This is a genomic window from Macrococcus carouselicus (assembly GCF_004359515.1).
Taxonomy (GTDB): domain Bacteria; phylum Bacillota; class Bacilli; order Staphylococcales; family Staphylococcaceae; genus Macrococcus; species Macrococcus carouselicus.
Genome location: NZ_SCWD01000001.1, coordinates 850,293 through 865,522, shown reverse-complemented (window position 1 = coordinate 865,522; position 15,230 = coordinate 850,293). Strand labels below are relative to the sequence as shown.

Sequence of the window (15,230 nt, the reverse complement as noted above, 5' to 3'; positions counted from 1 at the left end):
GAACTTTTGAGTGATGACGTCAGTCATAACTAGGGTGGTACCGCGAACACGTTCGTCCCTTTCTGGGATGGACGTTTATTTTATTTTAAGGGAGAGATTTGATGAAACGTTTAACAGCAGCAGAAATCAGACAGATGTACCTGGACTTCTTCGTAGAGAAAGGCCATATGATTGAACCGTCAGCGCCGCTTGTGCCGATCGATGACAACACGCTTCTCTGGATCAACTCCGGTGTGGCGACTCTAAAGAAATATTTTGATGGGCGAGTTATTCCTGACAATCCAAGAATCACAAATGCGCAGAAATCCATCCGCACGAATGATATTGAAAATGTCGGATTTACAGCTCGTCACCATACATTCTTTGAGATGCTCGGCAACTTCTCGATCGGTGACTACTTCAAGAAGGAAGCAGTGGCTTTCGCCTGGGAATTCCTGACGAGCGAAAAGTGGATGGCAATGGATCCTGAGAAGTTATATGTGACGATCCATCCTGAGGATACAGAAGCTTATGAGATCTGGATCAACGATATCGGTCTGACCGATGACCGAATCACGCGTATTGAAGGGAACTTCTGGGATATCGGTGAAGGTCCGTCAGGTCCGAATACGGAAATATTCTACGACCGCGGCGAGGCATACGGTAAGAACGATCCAGCTGAGGAGATGTATCCAGGCGGTGAGAATGAACGTTATTTAGAAATCTGGAATCTGGTGTTCTCAGAGTTCAACCATAATCCGGATCACACTTATTCCCCTCTGCCTAAGCAGAATATCGATACAGGTATGGGTCTTGAACGTATGGCGAGTGTGTCACAGAATGTACGCACGAACTATGATACCGATCTGTTCATGCCGATTATTCAGGAGACAGAACATCTGTCAGGCAAGTCCTATGGTACGGATCCGGATATGGATGTCGCTTTCAAAGTTATCGCTGACCATATCCGCACAGTCGCTTTTGCTATCGGTGATGGTGCTCTGCCGTCAAACGAAGGACGTGGGTACGTGCTGCGCCGCCTGCTGCGCCGGGCGGTCCGTTTTGCACAGAAACTGGATATCAATGAGCCGTTTATGTACAATCTGGTCGATATTGTAGCAGCGATCATGAAACCTTACTATCCATCAGTCGAAGAGCAGAAAGATTTCATCGGACGGGTCATCAAGTCAGAGGAAGATCGCTTCCATGAGACACTTGAAGAAGGTCTTGTCCATTTCAATCGACTGAAAGAATCAGCGGACGCCGAACTTCGAGGAGAGGATGTCTTCAAGCTCTATGATACATTCGGCTTCCCGGTGGAACTGACTGAAGAGCTGGCGGAAGAAAACGGCCTGAAAGTTGACCATGCCGGTTTCGAGAAAGCGATGGAGGAACAGCGGACACGTGCGCGTGAATCCCGTCAGAAAATACAGAGCATGCAGGTACAGAATGAAACGCTGGCAAATATCAAGACGCCAAGTGTCTTCGTTGGCTATGAAACACTTGAAACAACCACTGTGCTCGAAGATATCATCCTGAACGGTACCGTAGTTGAATCGGCAGAGAGTGGAGACGTCATTCAGTTTGTTCTGCGTGAGACACCGTTCTATGCCATCAGTGGGGGTCAGATTGCTGACACGGGACTCGTCAGCCATGATGATTTTGAGATTGAAGTGACTGAAGTCATCAAAGCACCTAACGGTCAGAACCTCCATACCGGTACGGTTAAGTTTGGACGTGTTCATAGCGGAGCAACAGTATTAGCAAATGTTAATCAGGAATTCCGTAACAATATCATTAAAAACCATAGTGCAACCCATTTGATGCATGCGGCGCTGAAACAGGTGCTCGGTACCCATGTCAATCAGGCAGGATCCCTTGTGACGCCAGACCGCCTGCGCTTTGACTTCTCACACTTCGGTCCTGTAACAGCGGAAGAACTGAAACAGGTGGAGGCCATCGTCAATCAGAAAATCTGGGCGAACATTCAAGTCATTATTGAAGAGATGCCGGTTGCAGATGCAAAAAATAAGGGTGCGATGGCGCTGTTCGGCGAGAAATACGGCGATATAGTACGAGTTGTGGAGATGAGCAGGTTCTCAATTGAGCTCTGCGGTGGTGTCCATGTCCGCAATACATCAGAAATCGGTCTCTTCAAAATTGTTTCAGAGTCTGGTACGGGAGCAGGTGTCCGTCGTATTGAAGCAGTGACCGGCCAGGCTGCATTTGAATTCCTGACTCACTTTGAGGAGATGGCTGAACAGCTTGTGCAGACACTCAAAGTGAAAAATGCAGGTCAGCTCGAAGGGAAAGTGGAAGAGCTGGTGCAATCAGAGAAATCACTGGCTAAAGAACTGGCAGATACTAAACGTGAGCTGTCGAACTTAAAGATAGGAGACGTCACGACATTGACTGAAGATATCAACGGCATTAACGTCCTTACTATGGAGGTTGATGCAGCTGATGCCAAAGAACTGCGCGATATGATGGATGACTATAAATCGAAGTTGCCTGATACAGTCATCTTCCTGATTGCAGCAGGTGACAAACTGAATTATATGGCGACAGTAGCGAAATCACTGACTGACCGAGTGAAAGCAGGCGACCTGATTAAAGGTGTCGCAGCTGTGACAGGCGGTAAAGGCGGGGGACGACCTGATTCAGCGCAAGGCGGCTCAAATGATTGCTCTAAAGTGACAGAAGCGTTACAGTTTGTTGAAGAACACATTAAATCACTGTAATTTATTCAGCGATTAAGATATGATACAATGTGAACAAATGCAATGTTAAGGGGTGTAACTCAGTGGAAAACTTTGATAAGACCATGAAGTTCGATATCGAAGAATTACCGAAAGAGGAAGTACGGACAGTGCTTCTGAATGTCTACCACACGCTTGAAGAAAGAGGATACAGTCCGATTGACCAGATTGTCGGCTATCTTCTGTCAGGAGATCCTGCCTATATTCCGAGACACAACGAGGCGCGTAACCAGATCAGGAGATTGGATAGAGATGATATTATGGAGCAGCTGGTGACGCATTATATCCAGTCAGAACAAGACTCACATGAATAAGGCGATCGGTCTGGACGTCGGATCCAAGACAGTGGGTATTGCACTGAGTGATGCAATGGGCTGGACAGCGCAAGGACTCGAGACACTCCGGATTAATGAAGAACAAGGTATATTTGGTATCGAACGTCTCAAAGAAATCATTGAGGAACACCAAGTGACTGTAGCAGTTGTCGGTCTGCCGAAGAATATGAACAATACAGTTGGCCCGCGAGGAGAAGCATCAATCCATTACAGCGAGCTGCTGAAAGAAGCCTGTCCAGAACTCGAAATTGTGATGTGGGATGAACGGCTTTCAACGGTCGGTGCGGAACGCTCATTACTTGAAGCGGATGTATCACGCAAGAAAAGAAAGGCTGTTATCGATAAAATGGCAGCAGTGTTTATTTTACAAGGCTATCTCAATTCAAAATAATAAGGAGAATGACTATGACTGAAGAATTCAACAAAGAAAATGAAGAAGTACAAGGTACACTTGACATCAATAACGAGGAAGAATTATTAACACTTTTTGACGAGGACAACAATGAAGTTCTTTACCGTAAAATTCTTGAATTCTATAACCCGCAGTTCGATAAGCATTACGTGATTTTAGCTGAAGAAGGCGTCTCAGATGACGATGAAGAGATTGAGCTGATTCCGATGATCAACGTTCCTAATGAAGAAGGCGATGGCGGTCGTTTCTTACCGGTTGAAACGGACGAAGAGTGGGATATGATCGAAGAGATTGTCAATACGGAGATCGACGAAGAAAATATTTAAACGAATAGGGAGACAATATGACTAAGCGAAATAAAGAAATCCGTGATACGGCTACGGTTTCCAGATTCGCTTCAGCGCTCATCATTACACTTTTCCTTATCGGAATTATTATTGCTGGTATTGCTGGGTTCTCTTACTTTACTTCCAGCCAGAAGCCGCTCGATCCTGAAAATAAAGCAGTGACAAAAATCGAAATACTGCCTGGCGAGACTGCAACAGCAATTGGTGAGAAACTAGAAGCTAATCACATCATCAAAAACAGTGACATGTTTAAGTACTATCTGAAGTTCAACAATATATCTGACTTCAAGGCGGGTAAATATGAATTGTCGCCATCCATGACTTATGAACAGATTTCCAAGAGCCTGCAAAAAGGTGAAGTCTATCTGCCGGTGCTGTTCAAAATGAGCATTCCTGAAGGCATCACGCTTGATGAAATCGCCAAGATTGTTGAGAAGAACACCGATATCAAAGCCAGTGAATTCACGAAACAGGTGGATGATAAGGCATTCGTTAAAAAAATGCAGAAGAAACATCCTAAGCTGATCACTGATAAAGTCTTCGACAAGAATATCAAGCATCCTCTGGAAGGTTATTTGTTTCCGGCCACTTATGATTTCACTGAAGAACACCCGACTACCGAGAAGATTGTAGATAAAATGCTGACTGCAACAGAGAATAATGCCTTCCCGCTATGGAATAAATACGGCGGTATCGTCATCAATCAAGCAGGTGAACAGAAACGTCTGACATTCCATGAATTCCTGACTTTCAGTTCACTGATTGAGCGGGAAGCTACAGGACTGACGGATCGTGCGAAAATTGCCTCTGTTTTCATCAACCGTATGGAAGAGAACCCTGAAATGCCACTGCAGACAGATCCGACTGTCCTCTATGCACTGGGACGTCATAAAGAGGTGACGTATCAAGAGGATACGAAAGTGGACGATCCATATAACACCTATCAGAACCGTGGTCTGCCACCAGGACCAATCGCAACGAGCGGCGTGGAATCGATGGAAAGTGTGCTGAATCCTGCGAAAACCGATTATCTGTATTTCCTTGCAGATAAGAACGGTAAGAACTATTTCGCTAAAACACTTGAAGAGCATAACGCCAATAAAGCAAAATATATCGGATTTTAATGAATAACTTAAAAATCACGTCTAAATGTGATAGAATACGTTGAATGACTTATGAATTCTACCAGCCTCCGGGTTGGTAGTTTTTCTGTTAAAGGATTGAATAAGATGGAAAATAGAGATTATATCACACAGCTGAACACATTCAGTAAACTGGATGAATTGCGTAAATATGCTGTAGAGCATCAGGTCCCGATTATGGATAAAGTGGCACTTGAACTTGTCAAACAGCTCATTCGTATTCATCGGGCGGAGTCGATTCTTGAGATCGGCACTGCGATTGCATACAGTGGTATGCATTTTGCGAGCATCAGTGACAGCATGCACGTGACGACAATTGAGCGAAGTCCGGAGATGTATGAACAGGCCGTGCAGAATATAGAGGCATTTGGCTATGACAAGCAGCTGCGTCTGATTTTTGAGGATGCGGCAGAAGCATTTGCCCAGGTAAATGACAGAGAATATGATATATTGTTTATCGATGCGGCTAAGGCCCAGTCGAAGAAATTCTTTGAGCTCTACAGTCCGCTTGTCAGAAAAGGCGGCCTGATCATCACGGACAATATTCTGTATCATGACTTTGTCGGCAATATTGAGATTGTCAGAAATCGCAATGTCAAGCAGATGGTCAGAAAGATTGAGAAATATAATGACTGGTTAAAAGAACAGCCAGGCTACACGACGAATTTTATTGATTTAGGAGATGGCATGAGCATCTCGGTAAAGGAGATATAATATGACAGAATTATTAGTAACACCGACCTCACTGGACCATATCGATGAACTGATTGAGGCAGGGGCAGATGCATTTGTCATCGGTGAAGCACAGTTCGGTCTGCGACTTGCAGGGGAGTTCAACCGTACAGAACTGGCAGCAGCGATTGATAAGATTCATGCGGCAGACAAAGCAGCTTATGTGGCTGTCAATGGCATCTTCCATAATGAGCATCTGGATGCGGTTGAAGACTATATCAAGTGGCTGCACGAAGTCAGACCTGACCGCATCCTCTTCGGCGATCCTGCTGTCGTCATGTACGTCAAGGAACAGTCTGAGCCGATTCCGCTGCACTGGAACCAGGAAACCCTGGTCACCAATCAGTTCCAGTGCAACTACTGGGGTGAGCGCGGTGCAGCAAGAGCGGTTCTCGCTCGTGAACTGAGCATGGAAGAGGTCATCGAGATCAAAGCGCATACAGATGTAGAGATTGAGGTGCAGGTGCATGGCATGACGTGTATGTTCCAGTCCAAACGTCAGCTTCTCGGCAACTACTTCCTGTACATGGATAAAGCGATGAAGATTGAGAACCGTCATGATGCCAGGAACATGCTGCTGTATGATGAGGAAAGAAACAATAAATATCCGATTTATGAGGACTATAACGGTACGCATATTATGAGTCCGAACGATATCTGTGTCATTGAGGAACTTGAGGAATTGTTTGAAGCAGGTGTCGACAGCTTCAAGATAGATGGAGTGCTGCAGTCACCTGACTATATCACTGAAGTGACGCGACAGTACCGTAAGGCCATTGACCTGTATAATGAAGACCCTGATTTATATGATGACGAGAAATTCGATATGATGGAAGCGATTGAAGACATTCAGCCTGAGCATCGTCCACTCGACCAAGGCTTCCTGTATAAACAAACTGTATATTAAGGAATGATAGAAGTGACTAAAACAATATTAAAGAAACCTGAACTGCTGGCACCTGCCGGCAACCTTGAGAAGCTGAAGATCGCTGTCCACTACGGTGCGGATGCTGTCTTCCTCGGCGGACAGGAATACGGCCTGCGTTCAAATGCGGATAACTTCACGATGGAAGAAATAAGAGAAGGCGTTGAGTTTGCGAACCGCTATGCTGCAAAGATCTATGTGACGACGAATATCATTGCCCACGATGAGAATATCGACGGGCTGGACGATTATCTGCGACAGCTGGAAGCAACCGGGGCGACAGGCATCATCGTCGCCGACCCTCTTATTATCGAGACATGTAAGCGAGTAGCACCGAAGCTTGAAATCCACTTAAGCACTCAGCAGTCACTGTCCAACTGGAAGGCAGTTGAATACTGGAAGAATGAAGGGCTGGAGCGTGTCGTCCTGGCCCGTGAGACAGGTGCAGAGGAAATGCGCCTCATGAAAGAGAAGGTGGATATCGAAATTGAGGCCTTCGTGCATGGTGCGATGTGTATCGCCTATTCTGGCCGCTGCACACTCAGTAACCATATGACGGCCCGTGATTCCAACCGTGGCGGCTGCTGTCAGAGCTGTCGCTGGGACTATGATCTGCTGACAGTTGATGATGAGGAGCTGGACGTTGTCTATGAAGGAGAAGATGTCACACCTTTCGCGATGAGTCCTAAAGACTTGAAGCTCATCGAATCCATTCCGAGCATGATTGATATCGGTATCGATTCACTGAAGATCGAAGGACGTATGAAGTCCATCCACTATATCGCAACAGTCGTGTCTGTCTATCGTAAAGTGATCGATGCCTACTGCGCGGCTCCTGAAAACTTCAGGATAGATCCGGAATGGATTGTGGAGCTCGGCAAATGTGCAAACCGTGATACAGCACCCGCATTCTTTGAAGGCGTGCCCGGGTATGAGGAGCAGATGTTCGGTCACGAACAATCCAAGAAGACACCTTTCGATTTCTGCGGCTTAGTGTTAGACTATGATGAAAAGACACAGATGGCGACTATTCAGCAGCGTAACAACTTCAAGCCAGGCATGGAGATAGAATTCTTCGGCCCTGAAATCAGCAACTTCAAACAGGTGATTTCAGCGATTTACGATGAAGAAGGGACAGCGCTTGATGCTGCCCGTCATCCACTGCAGCTCGTACAGGTTAAAGTGGATCATCCCGTCTTTAAAAATAATATGATGCGGAAGGAAATGGCCTGATGACAACTATCATTGGAATTGCAGGTGGTTCGGGGTCCGGCAAGACCTCTGTAACCTCAAAGATATTAAAGAACCTGGAAGGTTTCAGCGTGGCTTTGATTGAACAGGATTACTATTATAAGGATCAGTCGCACTTGAGCTTTGAAGAGCGACTTAAAACGAATTATGATCATCCATTTGCTTTTGATAATGATTTACTCATTCAGAATCTGATTGATCTTAGAGATGGTAAGATCGTTAAGGTGCCAACCTATGATTATACAATTCATACAAGAAGTGAGAAAACGATTACATTTGAACCGAAAGATGTTATTATAGTAGAAGGAATTTTCGCGCTGGAGAACGATGCGCTGCGTGACTTGATGGACGTCAAAATATTTGTAGATACAGATGCAGATCTTCGTATATTGCGAAGAATGATGAGAGATATAGAAGAGCGTGGTCGTACGGTGGAGTCAGTCATCGATCAGTATTTGACAGTTGTCCGTCCGATGCACAATCAGTTTATAGAGCCTACAAAGAAATATGCCGATATCATCATTCCTGAAGGCGGCAGCAATGAAGTCGCCATTGATATCATGACAACTAAGATTCAATCATTAATCAGAAACTAAGGACAGAGAAAGAAGGAACTGTGATGGAAATCCAAAAAGAATATCCAATGACACAAGAAGGCTTTGACAAATTAGAAGAAGAGCTTGAACACTTAAAAACGGTTAAACGTCCGGAAGTAGTAGAAAAAATCAAAGTAGCCCGTAGCTTCGGTGACTTATCAGAGAACTCTGAGTACGATGCAGCAAAAGACGAGCAGGGTTTCGTCGAACAGGAGATTGTCAAAATCGAAATGATGCTGCGTCACGCAAAGATCATCTCTGATGACGGTTCAAAATCTGAAGTACAGATCGGCCGTACAGTGAAATTCGTTGAAATTCCTGATGGCGACGAAGAATCCTATATGATCGTCGGTTCTGCTGAAGCTGATCCGTTTGAAGGGAAAATTTCAAATGAATCACCGATCGCTAAATCACTCATCGGCAGAAAAGTGGATGATGAAGTCAATGTCCCTTTACCGAACGGCAATGAAATGCGCGTTAAAATCGTAGAAATCAGCTAACAACCTAAGTAGATTCTTTGATGAATCTACTTTTTATTTGAGGAGGAAAATCATGCTCGGAATTATCGGTGCAATGCAGGAAGAAGTAGAGATTTTAAAAAACGATATTGAAGGACTTGAGATCAAGAAACATGCGCATGTGGAAGTCTATGCAGGTAAGCTGTACGGTTATGATGTCGTGCTCATGCAGAGCGGTATCGGTAAGGTTAATGCGGCTCTGACTACAGCCCTGCTGATCGAACACTATCAGCCGGAAGCAATCATCAATACAGGTTCGGCAGGCGGTCTCGGCCATGGGCTTCAAGTCGGAGATATCGTCGTCAGTCGTGACGTGCTGCATCACGATGTGGATGCGACTGAATTCGGCTACGAACTGGGTCAGGTGCCCGGCATGCCGAAGACCTATGCGGCTGATTCCGCGCTCATGACACTGACAGAAAAGGCAATCAGTACGAATAACCTGACGGCGCGTATAGGTCTCATCGTTTCAGGTGACAGCTTTATCGGTTCACAGGAGAAAAAAGAGAAAATCATTGCGAACTTCCCTGAAGTGCTGGCAGTGGAGATGGAAGCGGCAGCAGTGGCACAGGTATGCTATCAGTGCGGAACACCTTTTATCATCACGCGTGCAGTCTCTGACCTCGCGAACGGTGAGGCAGGAATGACCTTTGAGGAGTTCCTTAAAGTCGCTTGCGTATCTTCAAGTAAAATTGTAAAATCATTAATAGAGACATTTGCTGCTACAAAGTAGTAAGGAGGCGCTTAGTATGATCTTCATCATGGCATTATCAGTGATTGCGACTGCAATCATCGGCTTTATCATTTACAGCGAAACTGAAGTCGATTACGGCGACAAAGAAATCATCGAATAGTGTGAACCCCAGTTCCGAGGGAATTGGGGTTTTATTGTGATAAAATAAGGTATGAAAGATTAAGAGGTGAAACAATGAGTATTCTGAAGAAGTATTTGATGCCGAGTAAATATGTAAAAAATATATTTGAGATCACCCCTCAGGAACTGGAAGCGCAAGGGGTGAAAGCCATCATCACTGACCTCGACAACACGCTTGTCGGCTGGGATGTGGAACTGGCGACAGAAGAGGTTGTCACCTGGTTCAATCAGATGGCTGAAGCAGGGATTAAGATCACGATTGTATCGAACAATAATGAGACACGTGTCGCGACATTCGCGACCCCGCTCGAAGTGGATTATATCTTCAACGCGAGAAAACCGATGGGACTGGCCTTTAAGAAGGCGACGAAAGCGATGGCAGTGACGCCAGGTGAAACAGTTGTCATTGGTGATCAGATGATGACAGATGTCCTTGCAGCGAATTCGAACGGCTTCTATTCCATTATGGTCGTACCGGTCAAATCGAACGATGAATGGAAGACAAGGGTTAATCGCATGATGGAAAGACGCTTTTTAGCTTATTTCAAGCGAAAGGGATATATCAGCTGGGAAGAGTAGCCACAACATGTGTCGTGGTTTTTTTGGATATATTTAGATATTTCACTCATTAATGATATAATAAGGATAAGCATGGAATGGAGGGATTTTATGCGTTATTTTTTAATCGGCATGATTCTGCTGATTCTCCTCGCTGTTGTCCTTTATTTCGTTTTATCTCGTTTTTATGACTATTTCTCTTTCAGAAGCGAGATCAATGACGAGAAGCGCCAGACACGTCTTTATAAATACGAAGAGGATTTAGAGCTGATCAGGCTGCAGGAAAAACGTGACCGGCTGACTCACGCCATTCAGGTAAGAAGCAAGCATTTTCAGCCGCAGCAGGAAATCAGACAATTAGTCGAAGAAATGGAGGAAGTGAATGAACTCATCAGAACAATCGAACGTCAAGACCGTTAAGCAGGTCAGGAAAAAGCCGCTGAACCGGAAGTCGTTATTACTGACAACGATTATCGGGATGGTCGGGTTGCTGGGTGCACTGATTCTTTTCATGTGTATCGAAAAAGTGCCGCAAGGGTATCAGGCTGTCATCTATTCCGTAACCGGAGTAAAAGATCAGACGAAACCGGCCGGCTGGCACGTCATTTCGCCGCTTGATAAGGCCGTCCATTATCCGATACGTACCCAGACGAAGGAATACAAGAACCTGAATGTCGCTACTTCAGATGGCAAGAACCTGGATATGGATATCAGCATCAACTACCACGTCGATCCGACAAAAGTTGTCAAGATCTTCAATAAGTTCGGTAATGCGGATATAGAGGGACTTGAAAATGGCTTCCTGCGTACACGTGTGCTGGACGGACTGAGACAATCAGTGGCAAAATATTCAGTCATTGAAACTTTCGGTGTGAAAACAAGCGAAATCAAGAAGGCAACGCTTGAAGAGCTGCAGAATAAACTGACGGACCAGGGCTTTATCATCGAGGATATTGCCATCTCAAGCCCGAAGGCAGATGCAGCCACACAGGCAGCGATTGATGAACGTGTCAAAGCCAATCAGGAGCTGGAACGTGCAAAGACTGACCGCGCGATTGCTGAACAGAATGCAGCGAAGAAAAAGATAGAGGCAAAAGGTCAGGCGGAAGCCAACGATATTCTTGATAAATCACTGACCGATAAAATCATCAGAAAACAGATGATTGATAAATGGGATGGCAAGCAACCCATCACAATCGGTGGAGAAGGCGTCATAGTGGATGTGAATAAATAGGATTGCTCATACAGCAATCCTGTTTTTTTATGCTAAAATAATGAAAATAAAAGGAGTGAGTAGCATGAATGTCAGACAAGCAGAACGGAATGATCTGGAAAGAATTGTAGAGATCTATAATTCAACGATTCCTGGCAGAATGGTGACAGCGGACACAGAAGCGGTCACTGTTGAGAGCAGAGTGGACTGGTTTGATGCACATCAAGGAAATAAACCGCTGTATGTGATAGAAAAAGGAATAGAAATCGTTGGCTGGCTCAGTTTCAGTGATTTTTATTCACGTCCTGCCTATGACCGGACAGTTGAAGTCAGTATCTATGTGGACGAGCGATTCCGAGGTCAGGGCATCGGTCAGTATGCAGTCGACAAGATGAAGGAATTAGCGACGGAGCTTGACTTTAAGACGCTCCTTGCCTTTATATTCAGTCATAATATTCCCTCCATCAGATTATTTGAGAAAAATGGGTTTGTCCTATACGGTGCGCTGCCAGATATCGCTGAAATGGATGGTCAATGCTATTCTCTCAGTATACTGGGCTGCAAAATAAGCAACCTTCATTAAATAGATGTGTGATTATCAGCAGCAAACGGGTATAGATGATAGAAGTAAATATCCGGGAGGTTTAAGAGATGACATACAATTTTGAAGAACAGGGTAAACAGCCTTTTGTTGCGAATATTGAAGGAATGACACTTGAAAACGACAATTTCCGTACGACAATCTGGACAGGTGACAAGCTTCAGGTGACGCTGATGACGATTCAACCAGGTGATGATATCGGTCTTGAAATCCACCACGGTATTGAACAGTTCCTGCGAATCGAGCAAGGTCAGGGACTTTGTCAGATGGGGCCTGCTGAAGACAATTTAAACTTTGAGTATGAAGTCAAAGCGGATGATGTCATCATCGTTCCTGCAGATACGTGGCATAATGTAACGAATAAAGGAGAAGAACCACTTAAACTTTATTCTATCTATGCAGGTCCTGACCACAAACCGGGTACTGTCCACAAGACGCACGAGGATGCTGAAAACGATCCAAATGAACAGTAAAGAGTGTAAAAATCCTGCTTCTATATCAAGGTCTATGAAGTTTTGAATGGGGTATAAATGAGCAAGTTTACGAAGGAGATGGATATTATGAACTTAGATAATGATATATTGTACAAGTATTTAGACAGTATTTCCAAAGAAGGTCGTTTTGATATAGTCAACAATAATCATGAGGATCAGGAGATTGAGTATCTATTCAATCAAGGACTTGTGGACGGTCATAAAGCAGACTATCAGCAAAATGAACACTTCGAAGTTGAGAAGATGACTGATTTGAAATTGACACAAGCAGGTCAGGCGATGCTCGAGAAGCTTGAGAACAAATGGTAATAATAGAGCGGACTTAAAAAAAGTCTGCTTTTTTCTTGCATTCCTTTTCAGCATGTGCTAATATTAATAAAGTATTCTTCAGACAAGAGATACATTACATATATATGCGGATGTAGTTAAATGTTATAACACCAGCCTTCCTGGTTGGAGTCATTGGTTCAATTCCAGTCATCCGCTTATGCAGGTCCCAGACAGCTGGGCCTTTTTTTATGTCTTTTTTTTCGCTTCATCATGATATGTGTTAAAATAAGGATGGTTAAACATAAGTACAGGAGGAATCATATTTGTCTAATGAACTCAGATGTATCGGCTGCGGCGCTGTGCTGCAAAGCGATGATCCTAATCAGGCTGGATACGTCCCTAAGTCGAGCTTAAATAAGGAAGATGTCATCTGTAAGCGTTGCTTCAGACTGAAACATTATAATGAAATCCAGGATGTCAATATGACCAGTGATGACTTTCTGACGATGCTGAATGCGCTCAGCGACCGCGCAGGCATTATTGTCAATGTCATTGATGTCTTTGATTTCCAGGGATCGTGGATCAATGGACTTAAACGAATTGTCGGCAATAAGAAAGTGATTCTTGCAGCCAATAAAATCGATTTGTTGCCTAAACTGATCAACAAGAACCGTGTAGAAAACTGGATCAAGCATCTTGCGAAAGAACTGGGTATGAAGCCGGACGAAGTGATTCTTATTTCAGCAGAAAAAAATCAGGGTATTGATGCACTGCTTGAGTCGATTGAAGCGTTGCGGCATGGACAGGATGTCTACATCGTCGGCACGACGAATGTCGGCAAATCAACATTGATCAATAAACTGATTGAGCGCAGTATCGGTGAAAAAGATGTTATTACGACCTCACATTTCCCTGGGACTACGCTTGATCTGATTGATATTCCACTAGGTGACGGCACATTTATGTATGATACACCGGGTATTATCCAGGCCCACCAGATGACGCATTATGTGACGGATGATGAGCTGAAGTTCATCATGCCAAAAGAAGAGATCAAGCCACGGAACTTCCAGCTGAATGAAGGGCAGACGCTCTTTCTTGGCGGACTTGTGCGTGTCGATTATATTTCCGGCGGCAGACGTAGTCTCAACTGTTTCGTATCCAACCGTCTGAATATCCACCGGACAAAGACGGTGAATGCCATGGATCTGTGGCATCGTCAGATCGGTGAACTGCTGGCACCACCTGGGGATAAGGGATTTGATTTCAACGGACTCAAACGTCATACACTATCTGTCAGAGAACAGAAGCAGGATATCATTTTTTCAGGACTCGGTTTTATTACTGTTGAGGAAGGTGCGGTGATTGAAGTCTATGCACCTAAACAGGTTGATGTTTATTTAAGACCGAGTATTCTATGATCATGAAGTTTGCAGTTATCGGCCATCCGATCAGCCATTCGCTGTCTCCTGTGATGCACCACGCAAACTTCAGGTCCCTGGGTCTGGATGATTCCTATATCGCCCTGGATATTCATCCCACTCATTTTCATCATATCAGGGACATCATCGCCGAATATGAGCTGGATGGTTTTAATGTGACGATTCCTTTCAAGACGGAGATTATGACTTACCTTGATGAAGTGGATGATGATGCCGGAGAAATCGGTGCGGTCAACACTGTAAAGATAGTTAATGGCAGATGGATAGGTTACAATACTGACGGGACAGGTTTTATTGAAAGTCTGCCGGAAATGGAACTTGATGGACTGAATGTACTGCTGATCGGTGCAGGGGGTGCCAGCCGTGCTATCGCTCAGGCGTTTAAGACATACGGAGCTGGTATCACTGTAGCGAACCGCACCGCTGAACGAATGGCTGATTGGCCATTTGCGGTCACTAAGATTCCACTGACGGAAATAGACGAATATGCAAAGTTAGCTGATCTTCTGATTAATACTACGCCGGTCGGTATGTCAGGCTTCAACGCATGTTCTCTTTATGATTTCAAATCAGTTAACCCTGCTGCCATCGTGGCTGAAATTATTTACACCCCGAGCATGACACCCTTTCTGCTTGAGGCAGAACGCAGAAATTTACAGACCATCAACGGACTCGGCATGTTCGTCAATCAGGGCGCACAAAGTTTTGAGATATGGACAGGACTAAAAGCTGATCGTCACATAATGACGAAAAAAGTACAGCAGCACTTATAGGAGGACTTT

Annotated in this window: 19 protein-coding genes and 1 tRNA gene; all 20 read left to right on the top strand. The window is 44.7% G+C overall.

The window, feature by feature from the left end; genetic code table 11:
• Positions 1 to 101: 101 nt before the first annotated feature.
• The 20 genes from alaS (at position 102) to aroE (ending at position 15,221) form a co-directional block, all read left to right on the top strand.
• Complete coding sequence (gene alaS / locus ERX40_RS04405; RefSeq protein WP_133417280.1) at positions 102 to 2,720, top strand: alanine--tRNA ligase; 2,619 nt, start codon at positions 102 to 104, stop codon at positions 2,718 to 2,720.
• Positions 2,721 to 2,782: 62 nt separating this feature from the next.
• Positions 2,783 to 3,052 (top strand): IreB family regulatory phosphoprotein, encoded by a 270-nt coding sequence (locus ERX40_RS04400; protein WP_133417279.1) that lies wholly within the window; start codon positions 2,783 to 2,785, stop codon positions 3,050 to 3,052.
• Positions 3,045 to 3,464 carry a Holliday junction resolvase RuvX gene (gene ruvX, locus ERX40_RS04395; RefSeq protein WP_133417278.1) on the top strand — a complete coding sequence of 140 codons (420 nt, stop codon included), beginning with the start codon at positions 3,045 to 3,047 and terminating at the stop codon, positions 3,462 to 3,464. The genes ERX40_RS04400 and ruvX overlap by 8 nt, the downstream gene beginning before the upstream one ends.
• Positions 3,465 to 3,478: 14 nt before the next feature.
• On the top strand, positions 3,479 to 3,811 hold the full coding sequence (locus tag ERX40_RS04390; protein WP_133417277.1) for a DUF1292 domain-containing protein: 333 nt from the start codon (positions 3,479 to 3,481) through the stop codon (positions 3,809 to 3,811).
• Between the two features lie 17 nt (positions 3,812 to 3,828).
• Positions 3,829 to 4,956 (top strand): endolytic transglycosylase MltG, encoded by a 1,128-nt coding sequence (mltG, locus tag ERX40_RS04385; protein ID WP_133417276.1) that lies wholly within the window; start codon positions 3,829 to 3,831, stop codon positions 4,954 to 4,956.
• Positions 4,957 to 5,061: 105 nt separating this feature from the next.
• Positions 5,062 to 5,688, top strand: coding sequence for an O-methyltransferase (locus ERX40_RS04380; RefSeq protein ID WP_133417275.1), 627 nt, complete (start codon positions 5,062 to 5,064; stop codon positions 5,686 to 5,688).
• A 1-nt stretch (position 5,689) separates the two neighbouring features.
• Positions 5,690 to 6,613, top strand: a complete 924-nt coding sequence (locus ERX40_RS04375; protein ID WP_133417274.1) for a peptidase U32 family protein — start codon at positions 5,690 to 5,692, stop codon at positions 6,611 to 6,613.
• Between the two features lie 12 nt (positions 6,614 to 6,625).
• Entirely contained in the window at positions 6,626 to 7,864 is a 1,239-nt protein-coding gene (locus tag ERX40_RS04370) for a peptidase U32 family protein (RefSeq protein WP_243712909.1), read from the top strand.
• Positions 7,864 to 8,478, top strand: coding sequence for a uridine kinase (gene udk / locus ERX40_RS04365; protein WP_133417272.1), 615 nt, complete (start codon positions 7,864 to 7,866; stop codon positions 8,476 to 8,478). The genes ERX40_RS04370 and udk overlap by 1 nt, the downstream gene beginning before the upstream one ends.
• Before the next feature lie 23 nt (positions 8,479 to 8,501).
• Positions 8,502 to 8,978, top strand: coding sequence for a transcription elongation factor GreA (greA, locus tag ERX40_RS04360; protein WP_133417271.1), 477 nt, complete (start codon positions 8,502 to 8,504; stop codon positions 8,976 to 8,978).
• A gap of 52 nt (positions 8,979 to 9,030) precedes the next feature.
• Positions 9,031 to 9,729, top strand: coding sequence for a 5'-methylthioadenosine/adenosylhomocysteine nucleosidase (locus ERX40_RS04355; protein ID WP_133417270.1), 699 nt, complete (start codon positions 9,031 to 9,033; stop codon positions 9,727 to 9,729).
• Between the two features lie 195 nt (positions 9,730 to 9,924).
• Complete coding sequence (locus tag ERX40_RS04350; RefSeq protein WP_133417269.1) at positions 9,925 to 10,449, top strand: YqeG family HAD IIIA-type phosphatase; 525 nt, start codon at positions 9,925 to 9,927, stop codon at positions 10,447 to 10,449.
• 90 nt (positions 10,450 to 10,539) lie between these two features.
• Positions 10,540 to 10,848 carry a hypothetical protein gene (locus ERX40_RS04345; protein WP_133417268.1) on the top strand — a complete coding sequence of 103 codons (309 nt, stop codon included), beginning with the start codon at positions 10,540 to 10,542 and terminating at the stop codon, positions 10,846 to 10,848.
• Positions 10,811 to 11,662 (top strand): prohibitin family protein, encoded by an 852-nt coding sequence (locus ERX40_RS04340; protein ID WP_133417267.1) that lies wholly within the window; start codon positions 10,811 to 10,813, stop codon positions 11,660 to 11,662. Before ERX40_RS04345 ends, ERX40_RS04340 begins: the two co-directional genes overlap by 38 nt.
• Before the next feature lie 64 nt (positions 11,663 to 11,726).
• On the top strand, positions 11,727 to 12,224 hold the full coding sequence (locus tag ERX40_RS04335; protein ID WP_133417266.1) for a GNAT family N-acetyltransferase: 498 nt from the start codon (positions 11,727 to 11,729) through the stop codon (positions 12,222 to 12,224).
• Between the two features lie 68 nt (positions 12,225 to 12,292).
• Positions 12,293 to 12,715, top strand: a complete 423-nt coding sequence (locus ERX40_RS04330) for a cupin domain-containing protein (protein ID WP_133417265.1) — start codon at positions 12,293 to 12,295, stop codon at positions 12,713 to 12,715.
• A gap of 57 nt (positions 12,716 to 12,772) precedes the next feature.
• On the top strand, positions 12,773 to 13,045 hold the full coding sequence (locus ERX40_RS04325; RefSeq protein WP_165980659.1) for a hypothetical protein: 273 nt from the start codon (positions 12,773 to 12,775) through the stop codon (positions 13,043 to 13,045).
• 106 nt (positions 13,046 to 13,151) lie between these two features.
• Positions 13,152 to 13,222, top strand: a tRNA-Gly gene (locus tag ERX40_RS04320).
• Between the two features lie 107 nt (positions 13,223 to 13,329).
• Positions 13,330 to 14,427: a ribosome biogenesis GTPase YqeH gene (yqeH, locus tag ERX40_RS04315; RefSeq protein WP_133417263.1), complete on the top strand. Its 1,098-nt coding sequence runs from the start codon at positions 13,330 to 13,332 to the stop codon at positions 14,425 to 14,427.
• A 2-nt stretch (positions 14,428 to 14,429) separates the two neighbouring features.
• Positions 14,430 to 15,221: a shikimate dehydrogenase gene (aroE, locus tag ERX40_RS04310; RefSeq protein ID WP_133417600.1), complete on the top strand. Its 792-nt coding sequence runs from the start codon at positions 14,430 to 14,432 to the stop codon at positions 15,219 to 15,221.
• The last annotated feature ends 9 nt before the right edge of the window (positions 15,222 to 15,230 follow it).